Annotated in this window: 21 protein-coding genes; 5 read left to right on the top strand and 16 right to left on the bottom strand. The window is 51.4% G+C overall.

All coding sequences use genetic code 11. From position 1 onward, the window contains the following. Positions 1–198: 198 nt before the first annotated feature. The 14 genes from KHQ09_RS08525 to KHQ09_RS08460 form a co-directional block, all read right to left on the bottom strand. Positions 199–1,077 (bottom strand): LpxI family protein, encoded by an 879-nt coding sequence (locus KHQ09_RS08525; RefSeq protein ID WP_213597663.1) that lies wholly within the window; start codon positions 1,075–1,077, stop codon positions 199–201. 1 nt (position 1,078) lies between these two features. After that, positions 1,079–1,909: an acyl-ACP--UDP-N-acetylglucosamine O-acyltransferase gene (lpxA, locus tag KHQ09_RS08520; RefSeq protein ID WP_213597661.1), complete on the bottom strand. Its 831-nt coding sequence runs from the start codon at positions 1,907–1,909 to the stop codon at positions 1,079–1,081. Between the two features lie 96 nt (positions 1,910–2,005). Then, positions 2,006–2,467: a 3-hydroxyacyl-ACP dehydratase FabZ gene (gene fabZ / locus KHQ09_RS08515; protein ID WP_022712388.1), complete on the bottom strand. Its 462-nt coding sequence runs from the start codon at positions 2,465–2,467 to the stop codon at positions 2,006–2,008. Position 2,468: 1 nt separating this feature from the next. Further along, positions 2,469–3,515: a UDP-3-O-(3-hydroxymyristoyl)glucosamine N-acyltransferase gene (lpxD, locus tag KHQ09_RS08510; RefSeq protein WP_213599887.1), complete on the bottom strand. Its 1,047-nt coding sequence runs from the start codon at positions 3,513–3,515 to the stop codon at positions 2,469–2,471. Between the two features lie 67 nt (positions 3,516–3,582). Beyond that, positions 3,583–5,925: an outer membrane protein assembly factor BamA gene (bamA, locus tag KHQ09_RS08505; protein ID WP_213597659.1), complete on the bottom strand. Its 2,343-nt coding sequence runs from the start codon at positions 5,923–5,925 to the stop codon at positions 3,583–3,585. A 260-nt stretch (positions 5,926–6,185) separates the two neighbouring features. Next, complete coding sequence (rseP, locus tag KHQ09_RS08500) at positions 6,186–7,325, bottom strand: RIP metalloprotease RseP (RefSeq protein WP_213597657.1); 1,140 nt, start codon at positions 7,323–7,325, stop codon at positions 6,186–6,188. A 54-nt stretch (positions 7,326–7,379) separates the two neighbouring features. Beyond that, complete coding sequence (locus KHQ09_RS08495) at positions 7,380–8,192, bottom strand: phosphatidate cytidylyltransferase (RefSeq protein WP_213597655.1); 813 nt, start codon at positions 8,190–8,192, stop codon at positions 7,380–7,382. 64 nt (positions 8,193–8,256) lie between these two features. Then, the gene (locus tag KHQ09_RS08490) at positions 8,257–9,021 is read right to left on the bottom strand and encodes an isoprenyl transferase (protein ID WP_213597653.1); all 765 of its coding nucleotides are present in this window, start codon (positions 9,019–9,021) and stop codon (positions 8,257–8,259) included. A gap of 317 nt (positions 9,022–9,338) precedes the next feature. Next, positions 9,339–9,899 carry a ribosome recycling factor gene (frr, locus tag KHQ09_RS08485; RefSeq protein ID WP_022712394.1) on the bottom strand — a complete coding sequence of 187 codons (561 nt, stop codon included), beginning with the start codon at positions 9,897–9,899 and terminating at the stop codon, positions 9,339–9,341. Positions 9,900–10,098: 199 nt separating this feature from the next. Next, complete coding sequence (gene pyrH / locus KHQ09_RS08480) at positions 10,099–10,821, bottom strand: UMP kinase (RefSeq protein ID WP_022712395.1); 723 nt, start codon at positions 10,819–10,821, stop codon at positions 10,099–10,101. A gap of 417 nt (positions 10,822–11,238) precedes the next feature. Then, positions 11,239–12,162 (bottom strand): translation elongation factor Ts, encoded by a 924-nt coding sequence (gene tsf, locus KHQ09_RS08475; protein WP_022712396.1) that lies wholly within the window; start codon positions 12,160–12,162, stop codon positions 11,239–11,241. 355 nt (positions 12,163–12,517) lie between these two features. Beyond that, on the bottom strand, positions 12,518–13,285 hold the full coding sequence (gene rpsB / locus KHQ09_RS08470) for a 30S ribosomal protein S2 (RefSeq protein ID WP_028233986.1): 768 nt from the start codon (positions 13,283–13,285) through the stop codon (positions 12,518–12,520). 283 nt (positions 13,286–13,568) lie between these two features. Next, positions 13,569–14,669, bottom strand: coding sequence for an alkene reductase (locus tag KHQ09_RS08465; RefSeq protein ID WP_213597651.1), 1,101 nt, complete (start codon positions 14,667–14,669; stop codon positions 13,569–13,571). 186 nt (positions 14,670–14,855) lie between these two features. Continuing rightward, complete coding sequence (locus tag KHQ09_RS08460; protein ID WP_022712399.1) at positions 14,856–15,698, bottom strand: cell envelope integrity EipB family protein; 843 nt, start codon at positions 15,696–15,698, stop codon at positions 14,856–14,858. A gap of 305 nt (positions 15,699–16,003) precedes the next feature. On the opposite strand from KHQ09_RS08460, the gene KHQ09_RS08455 reads away from it, so the two are divergent. The 4 genes from KHQ09_RS08455 (at position 16,004) to KHQ09_RS08440 (ending at position 18,953) form a co-directional block, all read left to right on the top strand. Next, positions 16,004–16,471: a RidA family protein gene (locus tag KHQ09_RS08455; protein ID WP_022712400.1), complete on the top strand. Its 468-nt coding sequence runs from the start codon at positions 16,004–16,006 to the stop codon at positions 16,469–16,471. Between the two features lie 2 nt (positions 16,472–16,473). Further along, positions 16,474–17,214: a glycerophosphodiester phosphodiesterase gene (locus tag KHQ09_RS08450; RefSeq protein ID WP_213597649.1), complete on the top strand. Its 741-nt coding sequence runs from the start codon at positions 16,474–16,476 to the stop codon at positions 17,212–17,214. Between the two features lie 82 nt (positions 17,215–17,296). Beyond that, entirely contained in the window at positions 17,297–18,520 is a 1,224-nt protein-coding gene (locus KHQ09_RS08445; protein WP_213597647.1) for a GNAT family N-acetyltransferase, read from the top strand. A 10-nt stretch (positions 18,521–18,530) separates the two neighbouring features. Beyond that, on the top strand, positions 18,531–18,953 hold the full coding sequence (locus KHQ09_RS08440) for an HIT family protein (RefSeq protein ID WP_022712403.1): 423 nt from the start codon (positions 18,531–18,533) through the stop codon (positions 18,951–18,953). A 30-nt stretch (positions 18,954–18,983) separates the two neighbouring features. Here the strand turns inward: KHQ09_RS08440 and KHQ09_RS08435 are convergent, their stop codons facing one another. Both KHQ09_RS08435 and KHQ09_RS08430 read right to left on the bottom strand, forming a co-directional pair. Beyond that, the gene (locus KHQ09_RS08435) at positions 18,984–19,331 is read right to left on the bottom strand and encodes an AzlD domain-containing protein (RefSeq protein ID WP_213597645.1); all 348 of its coding nucleotides are present in this window, start codon (positions 19,329–19,331) and stop codon (positions 18,984–18,986) included. After that, positions 19,328–19,996, bottom strand: a complete 669-nt coding sequence (locus KHQ09_RS08430) for an AzlC family ABC transporter permease (RefSeq protein ID WP_238481712.1) — start codon at positions 19,994–19,996, stop codon at positions 19,328–19,330. Before KHQ09_RS08430 ends, KHQ09_RS08435 begins: the two co-directional genes overlap by 4 nt. A gap of 527 nt (positions 19,997–20,523) precedes the next feature. Between KHQ09_RS08430 and KHQ09_RS08425 the strand changes: the two genes are divergently transcribed. Beyond that, positions 20,524–22,017 carry an acetyl-CoA hydrolase/transferase family protein gene (locus KHQ09_RS08425; RefSeq protein WP_213597641.1) on the top strand — a complete coding sequence of 498 codons (1,494 nt, stop codon included), beginning with the start codon at positions 20,524–20,526 and terminating at the stop codon, positions 22,015–22,017. Positions 22,018–22,065: the final 48 nt, after the last annotated feature.

Raw genomic sequence — 22,065 nt, 5'->3', positions numbered from 1 at the left:
GCATCCTTTGGATTAAAGTGGTTCCGGTCAGAGCAAAATCATTGGAACCGTATTATCTCTTTATCTGGTCGCATTACAGCTGCCGTCAAGTTGACTGTGCAATGCTTTACCCTGCACCCGATTGAACGAAAGTGCTTCGGTTGCAAGAGCTGCAGCATAGTTGCTGAACAGCGGCAGAGCTATACAGGTTTTGAAAATTTATTCGCGCGGACTGTCGAAAGTAACAATAAACAAGCCTTGCGCATCAGCGGATTGAACCGTGTCATGGTAGGACAACATCACAGTACGACCAGCCTCGATAGCGATACCTGCAAGCCCTGCAGCTGCAATATTGGTCACCGTATCAATGCCGATCGTCGGCAGATCTGCCCGCTCATCCTGTGCAGGTTTTGCGCATTTAACCAGCACTCCGCCCTGACGCGGGATGCGGCCCTCCTGACGCAACTGGCGCACACGCTCAATCATATTATCGGTGCCTTCAGCACCCTCCAGCGCCACAACACGACCGCCGGCAGCAATTGCACCCTGCCCGACATCCAGCTTGCCCAAGATAAAGGCAGCTTCACGTGCAAGATCGATATTATGCTGTTCTTTTTTATCCGGCTTAACCGCAGTCAGCACGGATGCTGCCGGTGCCAGAATATCGGGCACAATCTGATGTGCGCCGACCATATGGAAGCCGTAAGATTCCAGAAGCCCGATAAAAGCACGGAGCAAAGCATCATCGCCTTTGCCCAATGCTTTAAACACCCGCGGCAGAGCACGGATGGTTGTCATATCCAAACGTATATCGCTTAAATGCGGACGTTGGCGGACACCGCCCGCCAGAATAACATTCTTCGCACCGGCTTGTTTCAGCGCCTTAATCAGACGGGTGAATTCCACCACTGAAACAGTTTCATGGTCGAACCGTTTGAGACTTTCATCTGCCTCGCCCTTCAGACAAATGACAAAGGGCGGATTGCCTTTCTTTTCAAGAGCCTTTGCCACAACTTGTGGCAAAAGCCCATTACCGGCAATAATAGCGGTTCTGGCTTCAGCATCTATGGCCCGGACAGAAACAGCGCTTTTCGTCATATTATGAATGGTCTTCAATATGACCGTGCTTGCCATGCAGAAGCGGTGTCGTGAACGAGCTGCGCTTGGCATCGGCCGTGATGAAAGCAATCAGATCACCCACAGCCGGTGAATCTGCAAACTCAATGCGTACGTCTTCCACGCGCTCTTTCACCGGTTTTGTACGGTCAAACAGCATACGTGTTGCACGGCGCACAGCATGGATTTCTTTACGTTCCAGACCGGAGCGTTTCATGCCGATGATGTTGAGACCGCCGAGATGCGCATGAACGCCAATGGCCATGCCGAACGGAATAACATCCTGCACAACAGCCGCCATACCGCCAACAAAAGCATGATGGCCGACGCGGACAAACTGGTGCACAGCAGCACCGCCGCCGAGAATTGCGTGATCGCCGATTTCACAATGGCCGCCGATCATCACATTATTCGCAAAAGTTACGTGATTACCGACATCGCAATCATGGGCGACATGGGCATAAGCCAGAAATGTGGAATTATCGCCGACATTGGTATAGCCGTGGCTGGTATCGGAACCGCGATGCATGGTCACGCCTTCGCGGATCATTGCATTTTTGCCGACCAGCAGCTTGGTGTGGCCACCTTTATGCTTACCGTTTTGCGGCTCGCAACCGAGAATAGCGTGCGGGAAAACTTTGGCGTTTTCACCAAGTGTCGTAAACCCCGTGACAACAACATGACTCATCAGCTCGCTGTTATCACCAATCTCTGCGCCTGCCTGAACATGGCAGAAAGCGCCGACAGAAACACCCTGACCAAGTTTGGCGCCCGGTTCAACGCAGGCTGTCGGGTGAATAGAGGTTTCACGCATTCAAATCACGCTTTTTCTTCAGTTATATCAAAGCCCGAACCGGACTTTGAAAATTAATGTATTTGTTTGCAGGATCGTCTGAAACAGACTGTCTGCTTACGCACCGGTCATTGCAGAGACATCCGCTTCGGCAACTTTTACGCCGTCAACTTCAGCGACACATGCAAATCTTGAAATATTTCCGCGCTGCTTCACTTTTTTGACGCGAAGCAACATGCGATCACCCGGAACAACAGGACGACGGAATTTTGCATTATCAATTGTCAGCAAAAATACGGTTCCTGCATTTTCAAGGCCCATTTTGAGCATTGAAATCGCACCGGCGGTCTGCGCCATAGCTTCAATGATCAATACACCGGGCATAATAGGGGTCGCAGGAAAATGTCCAGTAAAATGTGGTTCATTGAATGTCACATTTTTGATACCGGTCGCGGAATCATCACCGTCAATATCGACAATACGGTCGATAAGAAGAAACGGATAACGATGCGGCAGAACTGCCAGCAACTTCTGAATATCTGCTGAACCAAGGCTGTTCTGCTCAACATTCTCACTCATATCAGGATTTCTCCTTCTTACTTTGACCGATACTGCGCAACGTCGCAATATCGCGGAACCACTGCTTCAGCGGTCTGGCAGGCAGACCACCCCATCTCTCACCATCGGGAATATCATTCATCACACCGCTCGCAGCAGCAATCTGCACGCGCGAACCGATATTGATATGATCTGCAAGGCCGACACGACCGCCGATCATAGCCATATCACCGATGGTCACACTACCGGAAATACCGGTGTGGGCAGCAATTACGCAATGCCGCCCGATTTTAACATTATGCGCAACCTGCACCAGATTATCGATCTTGGTGCCCTCGCCGATCACGGTATCACTCAGTGAACCACGATCAATCGTGGTATTCGCGCCAATTTCCACACCATCCTGAATGATGACGCGACCAAGCTGAGGAACTTTCTCAAGTCCTGCAGGACCCGGTACATAACCGAAACCATCCTGCCCGATGCGGACCCCCGGATGCAGATAAACGCGGTTACCGATCAGCGCATAGGTCAGGGAAACATTCGGCGCAATGATACAATCGCGACCGATTTTACAGCCTGCGCCAATCACACTATTCGCACAGATTGTTGTACCTGAACCGATAGATACACCGGCACCGACGACTGCACCCGGCTCGATCGTAACATCGCTTTCAATCTCGGCACTCGGGTGAATCGTGGCATTTTCAGAAATACCAGGAACACCCAGCAATGAGCGCGGATGCACAGCCTGCGCATAAAGCTTACGTCCGACAGCAGCAAAATCCCGCTGCGGCGATTTACTCACCAGAATCGCAACGCCCTCAGGGATCAATGATGCCTGCGCTTCTGCGCATAGCACAGCGGCCGCTTTGAGCGAGCTCAGAGCAGCTTCGTTTTTCTTACCTTCAAGGAAAACAAGAGAATCCGGTGTTGCATTATCCAAAGACGCCAAATGCTCAATTTTCCGGTCGGCATATTGCTTTGTCAGCAATTCTGAACCGGTAAATTGAGCAATATTAGCGACGTTGAGTGCACAGGACAGCGTATAAAATACAGGATCTGCCATCAACATACTTTCTCTCCTGAGGCGGATCTTCTTTTCAGAGATTACGCCTCAGGAAAAAGCAAATTTATCAGAACTTGCTCGACATACCAAAATTGAAGTTCTGAACTTTGTCGGAATCTTCTTTCTTAATAGGAATAGCATAGTCAAAGCGCAGCGGACCAAACGGAGAAGCCCACATCAGACTTACACCAGCCGAAGCTCGCAGTGCACTGCCGGTTCCCATTGCACCTTCAGTCTTGTTACCATAGAGCGTTGCAGCATCTGCAAAGAACGCACCACGGATACCAAGGCTTTCCGGAACAACCGGCATCGGGAACTGAACTTCAGCACTGGCGTTGAAGTAAGTTGTGCCACCCAGCCAGTAACGGTCACCGTTAGCAGCATCCTGATACGCACCGATACCGTTATATTTGAAGCCGCGGATCATGTCAGTGTTACCTTTGAACATATCAAAGATACGCAGACCGTCATCGGTGAAGGAATGAATGTAACCACCACCGGCAGTCAGCACACCAACAACATCAGCTTCCTGCAGCAAGGTTTTGTAATAGCTTGCTTTTGCAGTTGTCTTCATGAATTTGGCATCGCCGCCGAGACCAGCAAATTCCTGACCGAAGCGAACATAGATACCGTCATGCGGGTTGTTCGGGTTATCGATCGTATTATAGGTCAGAGCATAAGAAATCGACGAGCGCAGCCATGGGCTCTGTTCAGCGGCTTCAATCAAAGCCGGAGCGTAGATATTCATATCATCGCTCTTGAGCTTATACTTTTCCTGAACCAGGTTATAACCGATGCTCGCACCGAAATTATCGGTAATCGGCAGACCAAAACGGATTGTACCACCGGTCTGCTCTACGTCATACTGATCTTTAACGCGATACGACTTACGGAAAATATCGAAGCCTGCAGAAACGCGCTGACCGAGGAAATAAGGCTCGGTGAACGAGAACGAATAGTTACGCGCATCATCCTGACCGGCACCTGCACCGATGCGGATATACTGACCACGACCGAGGAAGTTGCGCTCTGCAACCGAACCTTCAACCGAAGCACCCGGTGTTTCACCACCCGATGTATAACCTGCGCCGATGGAGAATTCACCTGTAGGTTTTTCAACAACGTCAACGATCAGCACAACCTGATCCGGCTCAGAACCCTGAGCGGTCGAGATGTTAACTGTCTGGAAGAAATCCAGAGCTTCGAGACGACGCTTGGCGCGTGTAATCATAACCTGATTGAAAGCATCGCCTTCGCTCATGTCGAATTCACGACGGATAACATAATCACGGGTCTTATCGTTACCGCGGATTTCGATACGCTGCACGTAAGCGCGCGGACCTTCTTCCACGTTATAAACAACCGAGATTGTGCGGTTTTCGAAGTTACGGTCGCCGCGTGGCTCAACCTTAGCAAAAGCATAACCGCTGCCGGCAACGCGCTCAGTTACAGCTTCAACCGACTTTTCAACGTCGTTGGCGCTATAAACTTTACCTGCGCGGGTCTTCAGCATGCCGCCGAGCGCCTCTGTATCAACGCCGGCGATTGAGCTTTCAACCTGAACATCACCGAATGTATAACGCTGACCTTCTTCAACAGTGAAGGTGATCGTATATTCGTTTGTCGCAGGATCCAGAACCGCATTGGACGAAATCACGCGGAAGTCAGCATAACCACGGTTGTAGTAGAAACGACGCAGCGCTTCTTCATCTGCCTGCAGACGATCTTCGCTGTAAATGTCGCCGCGTGTCAGCCATGACAATGGATTGGTACGCTTGGTGGAGATCACGTCACGCAGACGACGACCACCGAAAGCTTCATTACCTACGAAATCGATATTGGCGATTTTTGTACGGCCGCCTTCAGTGATTTCATAAACAACGTTTACACGACCCTGACCGAGATCAACCGTACGGGCGTTCACAACAGCGTCGCTGCGACCGACATTGCGATAAGCCTGAATGATGGCCTGACGATCTGATTCCATCTGCGCAGGATCAAAAGGGCTACGCGCCTTCAGCTCTACCGCACGACCGAGATCGGCATCTTTGACCTTCTTGTTACCCTGGAAGAGTACGTTGTTAACAACCGAGAACTCGGAAACAGTCACAACGAGCGCACCGCCCGACTGGCTGATACGAACATCAGAGAACAAGCCCATATTGAAAAGGCTTTTTACAGCCGCATCAATATCGGTATTGGTAAATGACTTGCCAGGCTTAATGCCGATGGCGCCACGAATTGTCGATGCATCAACCCGCTTGTTACCGCGAACGTCAATACGACTAACGACTGCTGCCTGTGCAACACTCACAGTAGCAAATGAGATCGCTGACGTTCCGGCAGCAACCATAGCTACCGACATAGCGACCGCAGAAGCAGCACCAAAGAACTTTGAATTTGCCGTCATAGGTCTATTTAACCTTCGTTTCGTTGCCCCGGGCCGTAATCCGGGAAAATAGCGCATAATGCAAACTGTAATAACCAGTTTTCATATACAAGCAAGCTTCACTATTAAAATCTGTTTACTTCATTCCCGAACGTGGCACAGGTGCCACGCAAATCCAATAGCATGGTAAACAGATTATTGCTTTTCTTGTATAATCCCCTCGTATTTTACACAATTCGTTAATGTTTTAATTCAAAGGCTTGAGCCTTGTCCAGTTCAGATTAGCAGCCAAAGAGATCATTGTAAAAGACGAATCCCATAAAGCCGAGAACGACAAAGAAACCAAGCCGGAAGAATAATTCCTGTACTGCCACCGGAACAGGACGTCCCAAAACAGCCTCTCCCGCATAAATCACCAGATGCCCGCCATCAAGAGGGGGAAGCGGAAATAAATTGAACAATCCAATGCCAACCGACAGCATCGCAATCAGCTGAACCAGCCATTCAAAGCCGTGTTGCGCCGCTTGTCCGGCCATATTAGCAATTTTTACGGGTCCGCCCAGCTGACATTTATCTTCACGCCCCATTACCAGTCTCTTCATAAAAGTACCGGTACGGCTGATGATATGTCCGGTTTCGACCACAGCCTCACCCACCGATTCGAGCGGGGAATATTCAACCTTGCGGTAATTGCCTGTGTCTTTGGTGATCGTAACACCGATCACACCGAGCTTGATTTTGTTACCCAGCGCATCCGTCTGTTCCATAATTTCAGGAACAGCTTTCAGGTTGATTTCCTGCTCGTCACGCTCAACCGTGAAAGACAGTTCATCGCCGCTGCGTCCGTTCACAATACGTTGCACATCGGCAAAAGTATTGATCTGCGTGCCTTCCACATTGATGAAACGGTCACCCGGTTTAAAGCCTGCCACAGCGGCAGGACTGCCTTCATTAACCTCTGCAATAGTCGGATCAGCAACAAGGCGTCCGTAACTGGCAAAGAAGAAGCTCAGAATGGCAATTGTCAGCAGAAAATTGAATGCCGGGCCTGCAAAAACGGTTGCAGCGCGCTTCCAGACCGGCTGCGTCGCAAAAGCAACCTTGCGCTCGGCTTCAGTCATGGCGGACAGACCCTCGCCGTCCGGCGCACTGGCGGCATTCATATCACCGGCAAACTTCACATAGCCGCCGAGAGGAATCGCACAGAGCTTCCAGCGTGTGCCGTTACGCGCCGTATAACCGATCAGCTCCGGTCCGAAGCCGATAGAAAAGGCCTGAACGCCGATACCGCACAGACGGCCGACGATGAAATGTCCCATCTCATGAACAAAAACAACAACGGCCAGAACGAGAATAAACGGAAGTAATGTGCCAACCAGCAGGCTGTCGCCGCCGAATAAATATGCAAGGGGATCACCCAAAACTCTAACTCCCGTAATTCAAAGTCTCAAAATATGCTTTTACCGCAGCGCTACTTACAAAGGCTGCAAAACAATGCCGATAAACATTGCTGACGGTGAATCCGGCCCTGTCACCAGAGCACCGATAATATACAGCATGACAGCCGCCACAATCAGGCCATCCACGCGATCCATCACCCCGCCATGCCCCGGCAGCAGCTTACCGGAATCCTTGGCTCCGAAACGGCGCTTGACCCATGATTCTCCGAGATCGCCCATCTGTGAAGCAACCGAGAGAGCAATAGCCAGAATAACCATCGGATATTTCACGCGGTCAAAACTGAAATAGCTGACTGCCGCTGCAGCTATCATTGCTGCCACAACACCGCCAATTGCGCCGGACCATGTTTTATTCGGAGAAAAGCGCGGAGCCAGTTTTGGCCCGCCGAGGCTGCGTCCGGTGAAATACGCAAAAATATCTGTCGCCCAGACAAGCGCAAACAAATAGATGATTGCAATCAGACCGGATGTCGTTTCGCCGCGCAAAACCGCCAGACAGACCATCGGCACGCCGGCATAGATCAGCCCTGCCGCAGTCCAGTTAGAGCGCTGGATCAGGAAAACCGCACCGGCTGCAAGAATGGCCAGAATCTGGATTGCCGGAACCTGTATCAGCATAAGACCCGCAGCAACCGAGAGCACCGCCCAGCCTGCCGTCAAACCGGAGCGTGTCTGCTTCGAGGCGCTCAGCATTGTCCACTCATAGAAAATCGCGAAGCCAATCACCACAGCCAGCACACGGAAGCTCATACCGCCCAGCCAGATCAGCAGAATTGTAACGGGCGCAAGCACTGCTGCCGTCATGATACGCAATTGAAGATTGGACACGAAAACCCTCGCCCCTAAGTCTGTCTATTTATGATCCGGTCATGCTGAAACGCACAGCACGAACCTAACCCGCATTATGCCGCAAAGGTACCACGTCCGTTTCACCGGACAAATTTTGCATGTCATCAGCTTCCAGCCCGCCAAAACGGCGAACCCGCTTACGGTATTCATCAATCGCAGCAAATAAATGCGCAGGCTTGAAATCCGGCCAATATTCCGGAGCGAACAGAAATTCTGAATAAGCAGCCTGCCAGAGCAGGAAATTGGACAGCCGCATTTCGCCGCTGGTACGGATAATCAGGTCAGGATCCGGAATATCTGCGGTATCGAGTCTTTCAGAAATCATTTCAGCCGTGATCGCATCCGGCTTCATCTGCCCTGCAGCAATGGCCTCCGCAATCTGACGCATTGCCCGTGTCAGCTCGTCCCGCGCCCCGTAATTAAAGGCAATAACAAGCGTCAGGCCGCTATTGGCTGCGGTCAGTTTTTCGGCCTCATTCAGAAGCACACAAATATCCGAGGCAAGATCATCACGCGCGCCGATAATGCGTACACGGACATTCTGACTGTGAAGCTTATTCAGATCGCGGCGAATGAACAGCTTCAGCAATCCCATCAGTTCCGTGACCTCGGAATTCGGACGCGACCAGTTCTCGGAAGAAAATGCAAAGAGGGTAAGAAATTCCAGCCCTTTATCCCCTGCAGCACGCACAATGCCGCGCAGAGCATCCACACCCGCTTTATGACCGGCAACACGCGGCAGACCGCGCGCTTTAGCCCAACGACCATTGCCATCCATAATAATGGCGATGTGGCGCGGATCGGACATTCAGGCATATTCCTTTTTTTGACAAAACGGCTGCCGTCAGGCGCCATGCTTATCCGGTTTAAGAACTTAGAGAATTATCAGCATCAGACTGCAACCAGCAACAACATGCATAATTATTCTGTACTATAATAGAATCCGCAAAATGTCTTTTGCACGGCCACTCCGGCATTCACTATGCGTATTCGCGGATATATTCTTTTCACCGGAGATATACGGCAGTCTCAGATATCAGAGTGGTTAATTGATACTGAACCACTCTGATGCCTGTTCTTACAGTTTAGAGCGACCTTTATGCGCCCGATCGGGCGAATGGTGCCTTAGACCTGCATAATTTCCGCTTCTTTAGAAACCAGAAGCTTATCAACTTCCACAATGGTTTCGTCAGTCATTTTCTGCACTTTGTCAGACAGGGTGCGGCTGTCATCCTGACTGATGGTGCCGTCTTTTTCCAGTTTCTTCAACTGATCCATACCATCGCGGCGCACATGACGAACGGCAACTTTAGCACCTTCGGCATATTGGTTCGCAATTTTAACCAGTTCCTTACGGCGCTGTTCGTTCAGTTCCGGCAGCGGCACACGCAGTGTCATACCGTCAGTGATCGGGTTCAGACCCAGACCGCTGTCGCGGATTGCACGTTCAACCGCACCAACCATGCTCTTGTCCCAAACGGAAACAGACAGCATACGGGCTTCAGGAACAGTAATCTGCGCCACCTGATTGATCGGCATGGTCGAACCATAGGCTTCAATCGTCAGAGGCTCCAGAAGGCTTGCTGAAGCGCGTCCGGTACGCAGACCGCCCAAATCATGTTTGAAGGACTGAATCGCACCATCCATACGGCGTTTCAGATCGTTTACATCCAGAGCGTCGCTCATAATATCTCTCCTTGGGCGTACACCAAACATCTTGCGCTTTTACAGCGCATAATACTGCCTGATAGTCGGAAACAGGTTTCAGACCACACAATTCGCTTTTTGTTTAGAACAGCTTGACGCAAATGATAAGCACAAAATCAAAGCTTTGCTGAATTGAATCTGTGTACACACACAGATTCAATTCAGGAACCAGTGCTTATCAGGCGTCCGTCACAACCGTGCTGCGGCCTTTGCCCTGCAGAATCTGCGCAAAGCCGCCTGCTTCATGAATGGAATAAACCACAATCGGAATGCGGTTTTCCTGTGCCAGAGCCACTGCCGTCACATCCATAACGGCCAGACCTTTATCCAGCACTTCCTTATGGGTCAGACGGTCGAAACGCGTGGCAGACGGATCTTTCTTCGGATCAGCACTGTAAATACCGTCAACCTGCGTGCCTTTAAATAAGGCATCGGCACCAATTTCCGCAGCACGCAAAGCGGCCGCAGAATCGGTTGTGAAGAACGGATTACCGGTACCACCGGCAAAGATTACAACCTTGCCCTGATCCATATAGGCGGTTGCCTGACGCTGCGAGAAGCTCTCGCACAGTTCCGGCATAGCAATAGCCGAAAGCACAACTGCATCAACGCCCTGCTTGACCAGAGAGGTGCGCAGAGCCAGCGAGTTAATCACTGTAGCCAGCATCCCCATATGATCGCCGGTTACGCGGTCGCCGCCTTTGGAGGCAACAGCCAGCCCGCGGAAAATATTACCGCCGCCGATAACCACGCCGACTTCAACGCCGAGCGCACGCGCTTCGGCAATATCACTTGCAATGCGGTCAGCAACGGACACGTCAATGCCAAATCCCTGCTCACCCATCAGCGCCTCACCTGACGCTTTGAGGAGAACCCGTTTATACAGTGTCTTACCAGCCATGGGATCCCTTTTTTGATTTCGGTCCGAACTTCCCCACCGGCAAGCGGACATGGTTTTTAAATAGTCCGGTGCACATGAACTTGCAGATATTCACATTTTTAGCCGGAACACAGAATGATTTTCTGCCGCGAGCAGCCGTCGCCAAGCATAATTGCATGACCGGTGCAGATGACAAGAAAAAGCATGAATATGTTTCGCATACATCAAGGGCATCGCATTGTCACGCGATGCCCTTTCATAACTGACAAGTTTTTAGAGCCTGTTGCATTTTATGGAATGCTTAGCGCCCGCTCTGTTTTCTTATTTTACGCATGTCGTAAAAATGCCGGCCTGACAGAGTCAGGCCGGCATTTTAAATTCTGTCAATAAACCGCATTCTGAAAGGCGCATCGCAATTCTGGATGCGCCTGTAAAGAATTAGCCTTTGTTTACGGCAGCAACTTCAGCAGCGAAGTCGGTTTCTTCTTTTTCAATGCCATCGCCCAGAGCGAAGCGAACAAAGCCGGTTACCTTAGCAGGCGCGCCGATTGTTTTTTCTGCTTCTTTAAGCGCAGCTTCTACGCTCAGGTCCGGGTTGATAACGAAAGCCTGCGACAGAAGAACAACTTCTTCAAAGAACTTGCGCATACGGCCGTCAACCATCTTGGCGATGATTTCTTCCGACTTGCCGGACTGACGGGCCTGATCTGCAAAGATTGCTTTTTCGCGCTCAACAGCAGCAGCATCAACTTCAGCAGAAGTCAGAGCCAGCGGGTTGGTTGCGGCAACATGCATAGCGATCTGACGACCGATAGCAGCAGCAGCTTCTGCATCACCGGTTGTTTCAATAGCAACCAGAACGCCCAGCTTGCCGAGACCGTCTGCAACGCCGTTGTGGATGTAAGAAGCAACAACACCGTTTTCCACGCTCAGAGCAGCGGAACGACGGAATGCCATGTTTTCACCGATGGTGCCAACAGCATCTTTAATAGTGTCAGTTACAGTCTTTTCCGAACCCGGATAGGTTGCATTTGCAACGGCATCAGTCGAACCGTCGGTGCCCAGAGCAACCTTGGTTACGTTCAGAACGATTTCCTGGAAAGCAGCATTACGGGCAACGAAGTCTGTTTCGGAGTTAACCTCAACAACAACAGCTTTTTTGCCTTCGCTGGCAACGCTTACCAGACCTTCAGCAGCTGTACGGCCGGCTTTCTTGTCAGCTTTAGCGATACCCTTCTTGCGCAGCCAGTCCATGGCAGCTTCCATATCGCCATTATTTTCGTTCAGAGCGGTCTTGCAGTCCATCATGCCTGCGCCGCTGAGTTCACGAAGTTCTTTAACCATTGCTGCGGTAATGCTCATTGTCGCCTCTCAGAGAAAGCAGCAGACATCCGGCAAAGCGGCATGCCCGCTATGGATCATTGTTCAGACAGCGGACCTGTCTTTTATCCAATGACCGATTAATCATTACAGCCCGCATTGCAATTTCTGCAAAGCGTCAACTGTATACATACGGGATAGCAGGAGCCGAAAAGGCTCAATTAAATAAGACACAGATTTCACCGTGCGCGGACGGAATCAGAAACGACTCACCCGTTTCAGATATTTACCGGTTTAAAACTTCAGTTTTTTGAAGCTCTGCAAACACGGCAAATTGTGTCTTTTAAGCAGAATATCTGCCGGATCTGAAAACAGATCCGGCAGACAAGAAAACGAATTAAGCGTTTTCAGCAGCTTCCAGAGCTGGCTCAACAGGAGCTTCAGCCTGCGCACCGATATCGATGCCCAGAGCGCCCTGCTGACGCATAATGCCGTCCAGAGCAGCTTTAGCAATCAGATCGCAATAGAGCGAGATTGCGCGAGCAGCATCATCGTTACCTGGGATCGGGAAATCGATCTGGTCTGGATTACAGTTGCTGTCGATAACAGCAACAACAGGGATACCAAGACGCTTGGCTTCCTGAATTGCAATCGATTCCTTGTTGGTGTCGACGATGAACATCAGGTCAGGAACGCCGCCCATATCCTTGATACCACCGAGAGCGCGGTCCAGCTTTTCGCGTTCGCGTTCCAGAGTCAGGCGTTCCTTTTTGGAATAGCCCTGAGCTTCGCTCGACAGCAGTTCGTCAAGCTTGCGCAGACGCTGGATCGAGTTGGAAATGGTTTTCCAGTTGGTCATCATGCCGCCGAGCCAGCGGGAGTTGACATAATACTGAGCCGAACGGCCAGCAGCGTCAGCAATGATTTCCGAAGCCTGACGCTTGGTGCCAACGAACAGAACGCGGCCGCCACGAGCAACAGTATCAGAAACAACCTTCAGCGCATTGTGCAGCAGAGGAACGGTCTGAGCCAGGTCAAGAATGTGGATGTTGTTACGCGCACCATAGATGAAAGGTGCCATTTTCGGGTTCCAGCGGTGTGTCTGGTGACCGAAGTGAACACCAGCTTCCAGAAGCTGGCGCATGCTGAAATCAGGCAATGCCATTGTATTTTCCTTTTCCGGTTGAACCTCCACGGGCTGAGGCACAAATGTGCCACCGGAGGCGTTGTGCGGATTTCTCCCGCCCATAACCCAAATCCCGTGTGTGGAATAATGCGGCTGGTAAACGATGAATGAAGAAAATGCAAGCCCTGAACGGTCAAAAACCGCCGGAAGCCGGAACGCAGCCTTCATTATCAGATATTACACAGCCATAAGACTATAGCACAGGGACATTCCCGCCGGAACACTTGTTCTGCGGCGGAAACATCCCTGCCCTTATCTGCGTTTAAACAGCTTCATAGGCCGGATAATCGGTATAACCCTTTTGCGCACCGCCATAGAAAGTTGTGTGATCGGCCGGTGCCAGCGGCCAGCCGCGCTGCATACGCTCGGCCAGATCAGGATTTGAGATATATGGCCGGCCGAAAGCCACCAGATCTGTAAGCCCTTCATCGAGAACATGCTCAGCCGTTTCCTGCGTATAGCCGCCGGCAAAGATCAGCGTGCCCTGATAAACCTCACGGAACTTCTTCAGGAAATTGCGGCCTTCTTCTTTTGCCAGCAAACCACCGGCATTACCGATATGAATATAAGCCAGTTTGCGGGCAGAGAGTTCAGCAGCCAGTGTCAGCCATGTCTCCTCCTCACCGTCAAAGGCATGAAGATCAAACAAGCGGCTGAAAGGTGTCAGGCGGATACCGACACGGGCAGAGCCGATACGTGCAACGGCCGCATCAACAACCTCCAGCGCAAAGCGGATACGTCCGGCAATTGTCGCGCCGCCATAGCCATCTTCACGCTTATTGAAACCGGCATTGATGAATTGCTCGATCAGATAGCCGTTTGCACCGTGAATTTCGACACCATCAAAACCGGCTTTAACGGCATTCTCTGCAGCATCGGCAAATTCTCCGGTAATGCGGGCAATATCGTCAGTATTCAGTGCACGCGGTGCGCTGGGTGCAACCAGACCCGGTGTTCCGCCCTCACCAAGTGCGAAAACATTTGAGTCTTTTGCAATTTCAGCAACCGGCGCGACAGGCGCAATGCCGTTCTTTTGTACGGAAACATGGGAAACACGCCCGACATGCCAGATTTGTGAGAAGATTTTACCACCCTGCGCATGAACGGCATCCGTTACTTTTTTCCAGCCCTCAACCTGCTCGGCAGAATATACACCGGGCGTATAGAGATAGCCGCGCCCCTCATCAGAGATCGGTGTTCCTTCACTCACAATCAGGCCTGCTCCGGCACGCTGGGCATAATATAATGCCGTGTCGCTGTTCGGCACCGTATCAACGGCGCGTGCGCGTGTCATAGGCGCCATCACCACACGGTTTTTAAGCGGCAGGCCATTGAGGTCATAGGAGGAGAAAAGATCGGACATTATAATACCTTTGCTTGTAAAAATTATCCGCGCCGCCGCAGCACGCACGGATCAATCTCAGTCACAGAGATATTTATAGTCAAGACTACAGAATACAAGGCACGGAAATTCAATAAAATGAAAAAAGCGGCAAATCCGTTTCCGGAAATGCCGCCTTGTCATCGAAACCTGTAGAATTATGCCGGATTATTCGCAGGTTGCTGCCGCTGCCGGTTTAAACATTTCCAGATTGACCAAGGTGCCTTTCATGGAAAAATCACCGTAATCCATGTTCAGATCACGGGTCACACCATTGCGGTAGAGTTTGAAATTCACGCGATAGACCGGCAACCCCTCGTCGCTCTCTTCATCATCAAAATAAGCGACAGTCACAGGCCAGCTCTCTTGTTTGGCCACCTCACCCATGACTTTGGTTTCGGTGTCTTCAGGCAACACCTGCCCTTTACCGATCACAGCTGTGGTCGCCATAATCTTATTGGCATCATCGGAACCGTCAAAAATTGTCGTCTGATAAAAAGTGTCGCCCTTTTGCGCGCGAACGAGCAGTTCTTCCATATGACGGGTCGGGAACTGCGACAGTGCCAGTTTGAGATCCTGTTTTTCAGGCTTGGTCAGCGCCACATCCATCTGCTTGTCGCCAAGCGCCGCATTCCCGCGCACTTCTTTAATCAGCTCTTTATCGACAAAGGTTTTATTGACGAAACGGAATCGGCTGCCGTCTCCGGCTTCAAAAGTAGTGGTCTGCTGATCTGTAACCCGCTGATCCTGCCCTTCCATATCAATACGGGTCACGAAACGGAAATTCGTTGTATAGCCTTCGCAGGCCGAGCCGTTGAATTCATAGACCATACGTCCGGTTACACCGGCAATGCCGGATTTTTCATCGGCGCGTTCCAGTGTCAGATCATAAACTGCGCGATGCGGCAGAAGTGTGCTTCCTGCATAAGCTGCTGTGCTCAGCACTGCAGGAACAACAAAACCAGATCCGAACACAAGGGCCTGTAAAATGGGGGCCTGCAAAAAACGCATAAAGATTCTCCGATAAATTTATCGCCATGTTAAAATAACTCATGGCGGAAGCGAGGCAAAAATCACAGCTTTTGCTATGCTCCACTGATTCTGTCAGTTTGAACTTTATTTTTGTATATGCATGACACCTAAAACACACAGATCAGGCATAAACATTCATCCCAACAATTCAGGGCCGACATTCGAAACCGACAATGAAGGGCAAACTGTTAAAGAATTCCTGCGGAATATAAACCGCCCCAAAATGACCTTATTGTTTGCCGTCCACTCTGATGTGACGATAAAATAAAACCGGAAAGAGCGCCATGACCTCGACAATCGAAACCCGCCTCAAAGATCTCGGCATTTCAATTCCAGAATCCGCAGCACCGGCTGCGGCTTACCTGCCTTTTTCCCAGAGCGGCAATCTGCTGTTCACCTCCGGCCAGCTGCCACTGAAAGACGGCAAGCTCGTTTCCACCGGTCTGGTTGGCCGCGACCTGACCATTGAACAAGCACAGGAAGCTGCAAAATATTGCGCGATCAATGTGCTGTCACAGGCAAAAGCGGCTCTTGGCGGCGATCTTTCCCGCATCAAGCGCATTGTTAAAATCACTGTATTTGTTGCGTCTGTTGTTGATTTCACTGATCAGCACATTGTTGCCAATGGCGGTTCGCAGCTGTTCATCGATGTTCTCGGCGATGCAGGCAAACATGCCCGCTCCGCTGTTGGCATGGCTGGTCTGCCGCTGAATGCACCGGTTGAAATCGAAGCCGTGATTGAGGTTGCCTGATTATGAGCGCTGCGCCTCGTGATGAACTGAAATGGCTCACCCGCCGGCCGATTGCCCATCGCGGCTTGCACGATATGAATAAAAAAGTCTGGGAGAACACTCTCCCTGCCTTCAGTGCAGCCATTGCAGGCAATTATGCCATTGAATGTGACGTGCATCTGACTAAAGACGGTGAAGTCATCGTGTTTCATGATGATGTGCTGGATCGCCTTGCCGGTCGCGAAGGCCGCATTTGCGATCTGACACTGGCCGAGGCTCAGGCACTGACCATCGGCACCACACAGGATCACGCTCCGTCGCTTCGCCAGATGCTCGATCTGGTCGCCGGACGCGTGCCGCTGGTTATCGAACTCAAAGGCATTGAAGGTCAGGACGAAGGTCTGGTTGCCGCCGTTGCCAAAGAGCTGAAAACCTATCAGGGCGAAGCCGCGATCATGTCCTTCGACCATCACCTCATCCGCCGTTTCCGCAGCGATGCACCGGGTGTTGCTGCCGGTCTGACGGCAGAAGGTACAAGTGCCGCCGATATGGAAAAGCACTTTGCCATGCTCGCGCATGATGTGGATTTTGTTTCTTACAATTTCCACCATCTGCCAAATCCGTTCATCAGCTTCTTCCGCACCGTGCTCAACCGTCCTGTCATCACATGGACAGTACGCAATGCAGAGGAAAAAGCTGTGAGCGACATGCATGCACAGCAGATCACGTTTGAAGGCTTTATACCCGACAGCGCAATCGCCTGAGGCAACACTATCTTACCGGCGCATAATGTGATGCGCCGGTAAAAACCAGACATGACAAAACGGGTGGGAATGGTTGATTGCTATGCGTGAGGAAGCAGAGGAAGAAACCAGCATTATTTTGCGTAACGTCAGCTCCATGCAGGGTTTCAGCCCTGAGGCATGGGCGCAATTTTCTGAAACCAGCAAACATTCCGCAGCCCCGTCCACAGACGGCATTGCTGCGAACAAATCCTATAATCCGTTTCTGTCCTATGCCTATCTTTCCGCGCTGGAAGATTCCGGCTGCGTCGGTGAAAATACCGGCTGGCTGCCCTGCCATATGCGCCTTGAAACACAACAGGGCGTATTGCTGGCCGCAGCTCCTGCCTATCTGAAATCCCATAGTCAGGGCGAATATGTGTTCGACCACGGCTGGGCTGAAGCCTTTGAGCGTGCCGGTGGTCAATATTATCCCAAGCTGCAACTGGGTATTCCTTTCACTCCGGCAACGGGTGCGCGCCTGCTGACCACAGAGAATAATCCGGAACTGCGCCGCCTGCTTGCCAGCGCCGTTGCGCAATTCACCGATCAGAACCAGTTGTCCTCAGCGCATGTAACCTTTGCTGAAATGCCGGATATTCAGGCTCTGACAGAGACCGGATTCCTGCATCGCAAAGATCAGCAGTTTCATTTCAAAAACAACGGCTTTCAGGAATATAATGATTTCTTAGAAGAACTTGTTTCCCGCAAACGCAAAGCCTTAAAGCGCGAACGCCGCGAAGCTCTGAGCAATGGCATTTCTATTGAATGGCTGACCGGCTCCGATCTGACAGAAGACATCTGGGATCAGTTCTACGCATTCTATATGGATACCGGCAGCCGCAAATGGGGGCGTCCATATCTTAACCGTGAATTCTATTCGCTGATCGGCGAGCGCATGGGCGATGATATTGTGCTGATAATGGCCAAGCGCGACGGGCACTATATTGCCGGTGCGATCAATTTCATCGGCGGCGACCGGCTGTTCGGCCGTCACTGGGGCTGTATCGAAGATCACCCGTTTCTGCATTTTGAAGTCTGCTATCATCAGGCAATTGATTATGCGATTGCACATAAATTATCGGTGGTGGAAGCCGGTGCACAGGGTGAACACAAGCTGGCACGCGGCTATGAACCTGTGACCACCCATTCCGCCCATTATATCAGCCACGCAGGCTTTCGTGATGCCGTGGCGCAATATTTGCGCCGCGAGGTCCGCGAAGTCGAAATGAATAACAGCTATTATACGGAACACAGTCCGTTCCGCAAATTCCATCAATCTGAATAGGGAGCCATCCATGACCACGCCTTATGCCAGCGACAATATTTTCGCCAAGATCCTGCGCGGCGAAATTCCGAGCCATAAAATCTATGAAGATGATGATGTCTATGCATTCATGGATGTGATGCCGCAGGGCAAAGGCCACAGCCTTGTCATCCCGAAACAGGGTTCACGCAACCTTCTCGATGCAGACAGCGCCGTGCTGGCTAAGCTGGTTGCTGCCACGCAGAAAATAGCCGTTGCGGTGAAGAAGGCTTTTGATGCCGATGGCGTCACCGTCATGCAGTTTAACGAACCGGCGGCAGGCCAGACCGTTTTCCATCTGCATTTCCATGTCATTCCGCGTTTTGAAGGCGTTGCCCTGACCGGTCATACCGGCAAGATGGAAGATCAGGCTGTTCTTGCTGAAAACTGTCAGAAGATTATCGCAAGCCTTTAATCTATAAGACTTATATCTCTGCACAGAGCATTATAAAATAAGAAGTCCTGCGAGCAGCAGGGCTTCACCGGTCAGTACACCGACCAGAATACGCTGCCCCGCCAGCAGGAACGCCCCGAATCCAAGAATGGCAGAACCAGCCCGCAGCCACATCGGCGAATTTGCAAGTTCACCCGTCGGGTAGAAAATAAGCTGCGCAATCACGCCCGCCACCAAGGCTGTCGCCACACAGCGCACCAGCACCAGAGCCTGCGAATCCTCGCGCATTTTGCCGCCAACCAACACGCCGAGAAAGCGCCAGATATCCGTCGCCAGCGCACCGGCGATCAGGATGAATAAATATGGCCACCACCATGTATCAAAGCTCGTGAAATTCATGACAGCACTTCTTTCTGAGCCTCTTTCCGGCGCAAATTCTGCACATAGAGATGAAAGCCGAAGGCGACTGCACCACCGGTCAGGCCGGTGAGCAACAGATCATAGCCCGGCGCAATGGCATGCATCACCGGAAAGATAATCAACCCGCTCAGCAATGCCGCTTTACCCGCCTGCTCACGCGATGAGCGCCAGAGCGAGGTGAGAAAATACATCGGTGTCAGCATGAAAAGCGCTGCAAAGAGCAGCGGCGGAAAACTGGCTGAGAGCAGATAAATCAGCGCCACAACAGCCGCATTGGTCAGCACCAGTGTCACGCCGATACCGGCAAAATAGCTGGTGCGCAGATCGCGCGGAATATGGCGCAGCTGTTCCATTGCCATGACCCATGCGGTCACCGCCACAAAATGCGAGAGAAACAGCAGGGTGATCTTGCGGGAACGCGGACCTTTAAGCTCCGGCAACAAGGCCACAACCATCGGCATCAGACGCACGGAGGACAATGCCACAGCCAATGCAGCGGCGGCCATTGAGCTGCCTGCGGAAATCGCGCCGATCAGAACCACTTTGGCTGGCAGAGCCCAGATGGTCAGCGTCATAAACACGGCCTGCCCCATGGTAATACCGCTCTCAATGGCCAGACCGGAAAAGCCGATAAATGAGCTGATCAGCAGAAGCGCCGGTATGCTGAATATATTGCGCGCACCACGTCCGAACCATTGCACCCGCTCCGTAAAAGATGAAACGGCATCCGCATTATAGCCGTCTGCATTATGATGTGCTTTTGGCAACTGCGGCGCAGACTGGCTTACAGGCGGCTGATGATCTGGCATAGGAAACTATCTTACATATAAATGTCAGCATATATGACATTATTGTTAGACCCAGCCTATGTGCTTTGCAATGCTGTCAAAAGCAGTCATTCGTAACAGGCATGAAGTTCTTATCGTCAAGCCTGTTATGCATAGCCCGTTCAAGACACATGAATGTATAATCGCGACAGAATGACCTTATCAAAGACAAGGCTGGCAAAAGCCTCCGGTAAGAGATAAGCCCTTTTGGCAGAGCAGTTTACGTTTAGGTTAATCTTCAACTTCTGCTTTTACGCCGATACTGCGTATTAACAGCATACAATACATATGCGACTAACTCTCTGACTCCTCCCTGTCAGAGATCCTTCGAATATAGGTTTCCCATGCTAGAAGATCGTATCCGCAATTCCTCCCTGCAAGATAAAGTTGTGACACCTGCCGAGGCAGCATCCCTTATCAAAGACGGGATGACAATCGGCATGAGCGGTTTTACCCGTGCCGGCGATGCCAAAGCCGTGCCAGTTGCCATGGCTGCGCAGGCTAAAGACACACCATTCAAAATCACCCTGCTCACCGGTGCATCGCTCGGCCATGATGTCGATAAAATCCTCACCGAAGCCGGTGTACTTGCCCGCCGCATGCCGTTTCAAGTTGACCGCACATTACGTGCCGCCATCAACCGCGGTGAAGTCATGTTTATCGACCAGCATCTTTCTGAAACTGTTGAGCAATTGCGCTCCAATCAGATCGGGCCGGTTGATTATGCGGTTATTGAAGCCATTGCCATCAATGAAGACGGCGGTGTGATCCCGACAACCTCCATCGGCAATTCGGCCAGTTTCGCTATTCTGGCAAAGAAAGTGATTGTTGAGATCAATCTCAGCCACTCTCTGGCACTGGAGGGGCTGCATGATGTCTATATTCCGACCAAGCGCCCGTCCCGCGATCCGATTCCGGTTGTGTCCTGTGAAAGCCGCATCGGCACGCCTTATATTCCGATCCCGCCTGAAAAAATCGCCGCGATTGTTATCACGGAACAGTCGGACAGTGCTTCACTGATTGAACCGGCGGACAGCGAAACATCGGCCATTGCCGGTCACCTGATTCATTTCTTTGAAAGTGAAGTAGAAAAAGGCCGTCTCGACCTGTCACTCAACCCGTTGCAGGCCGGTATCGGCACGATTGCCAATGCGGTTCTGACCGGCCTCGTGGACAGTCCCTTCCATCATTTGCGCATGTATAGCGAAGTGTTGCAGGACAGCACATTCGATCTGATGGATGCAGGGAAGCTCAGCTTTGCTTCCGCCTCCTCAATCACACTCAGTCAGGCTTGCGGCGAGCGCGTTTTCGGCAATTTTGACCGCTACAAAGACAAGCTTGTGCTGCGCCCGCAGGAAATCAGCAATCATCCGGAAGTTATCCGCCGCCTTGGCATTATTGGCATTAACACCGCGCTGGAATTCGACATTTACGGCAATGTGAACTCCACCCATGTGGCAGGCACACATATGATGAACGGCATCGGCGGTTCGGGCGACTTTGCACGTAACGCCTTCCTGTCCGTTTTCGTCACCAAATCGGTAGCTAAGAATGGTGCGATTTCCTCAGTCGTACCGATGGTACCGCATGTCGACCATACGGAACATGATGTGGATATTCTGGTGACAGAACACGGCCTTGCCGATTTGCGCGGCCTTGCTCCGCGTGAACGCGCATCCGTGATTATCGAGAATTGTGCCCATCCGGATTACCGCCCGCAATTGCGCGACTACTTTGCCCGCGCCTGTGAGCGTGGCGGTCAAACCCCGCATATTCTTGAAGAAGCCATCTCGTGGTATGCGTTGAAAGAGAAAACCGGCACGATGCTGAAGAGCTGATCCGGCTTTCAGCACGTAGATTTTGCTAATAAAAAAAGCGCCCGTTTG

It is taken from the genome of Pseudochrobactrum algeriensis, from assembly GCF_018436245.1.
Taxonomy (GTDB): domain Bacteria; phylum Pseudomonadota; class Alphaproteobacteria; order Rhizobiales; family Rhizobiaceae; genus Pseudochrobactrum; species Pseudochrobactrum saccharolyticum.
The sequence above is the reverse complement of the archived record's forward strand: the minus strand, read 5'-3'. Positions and strand labels throughout refer to the sequence as shown.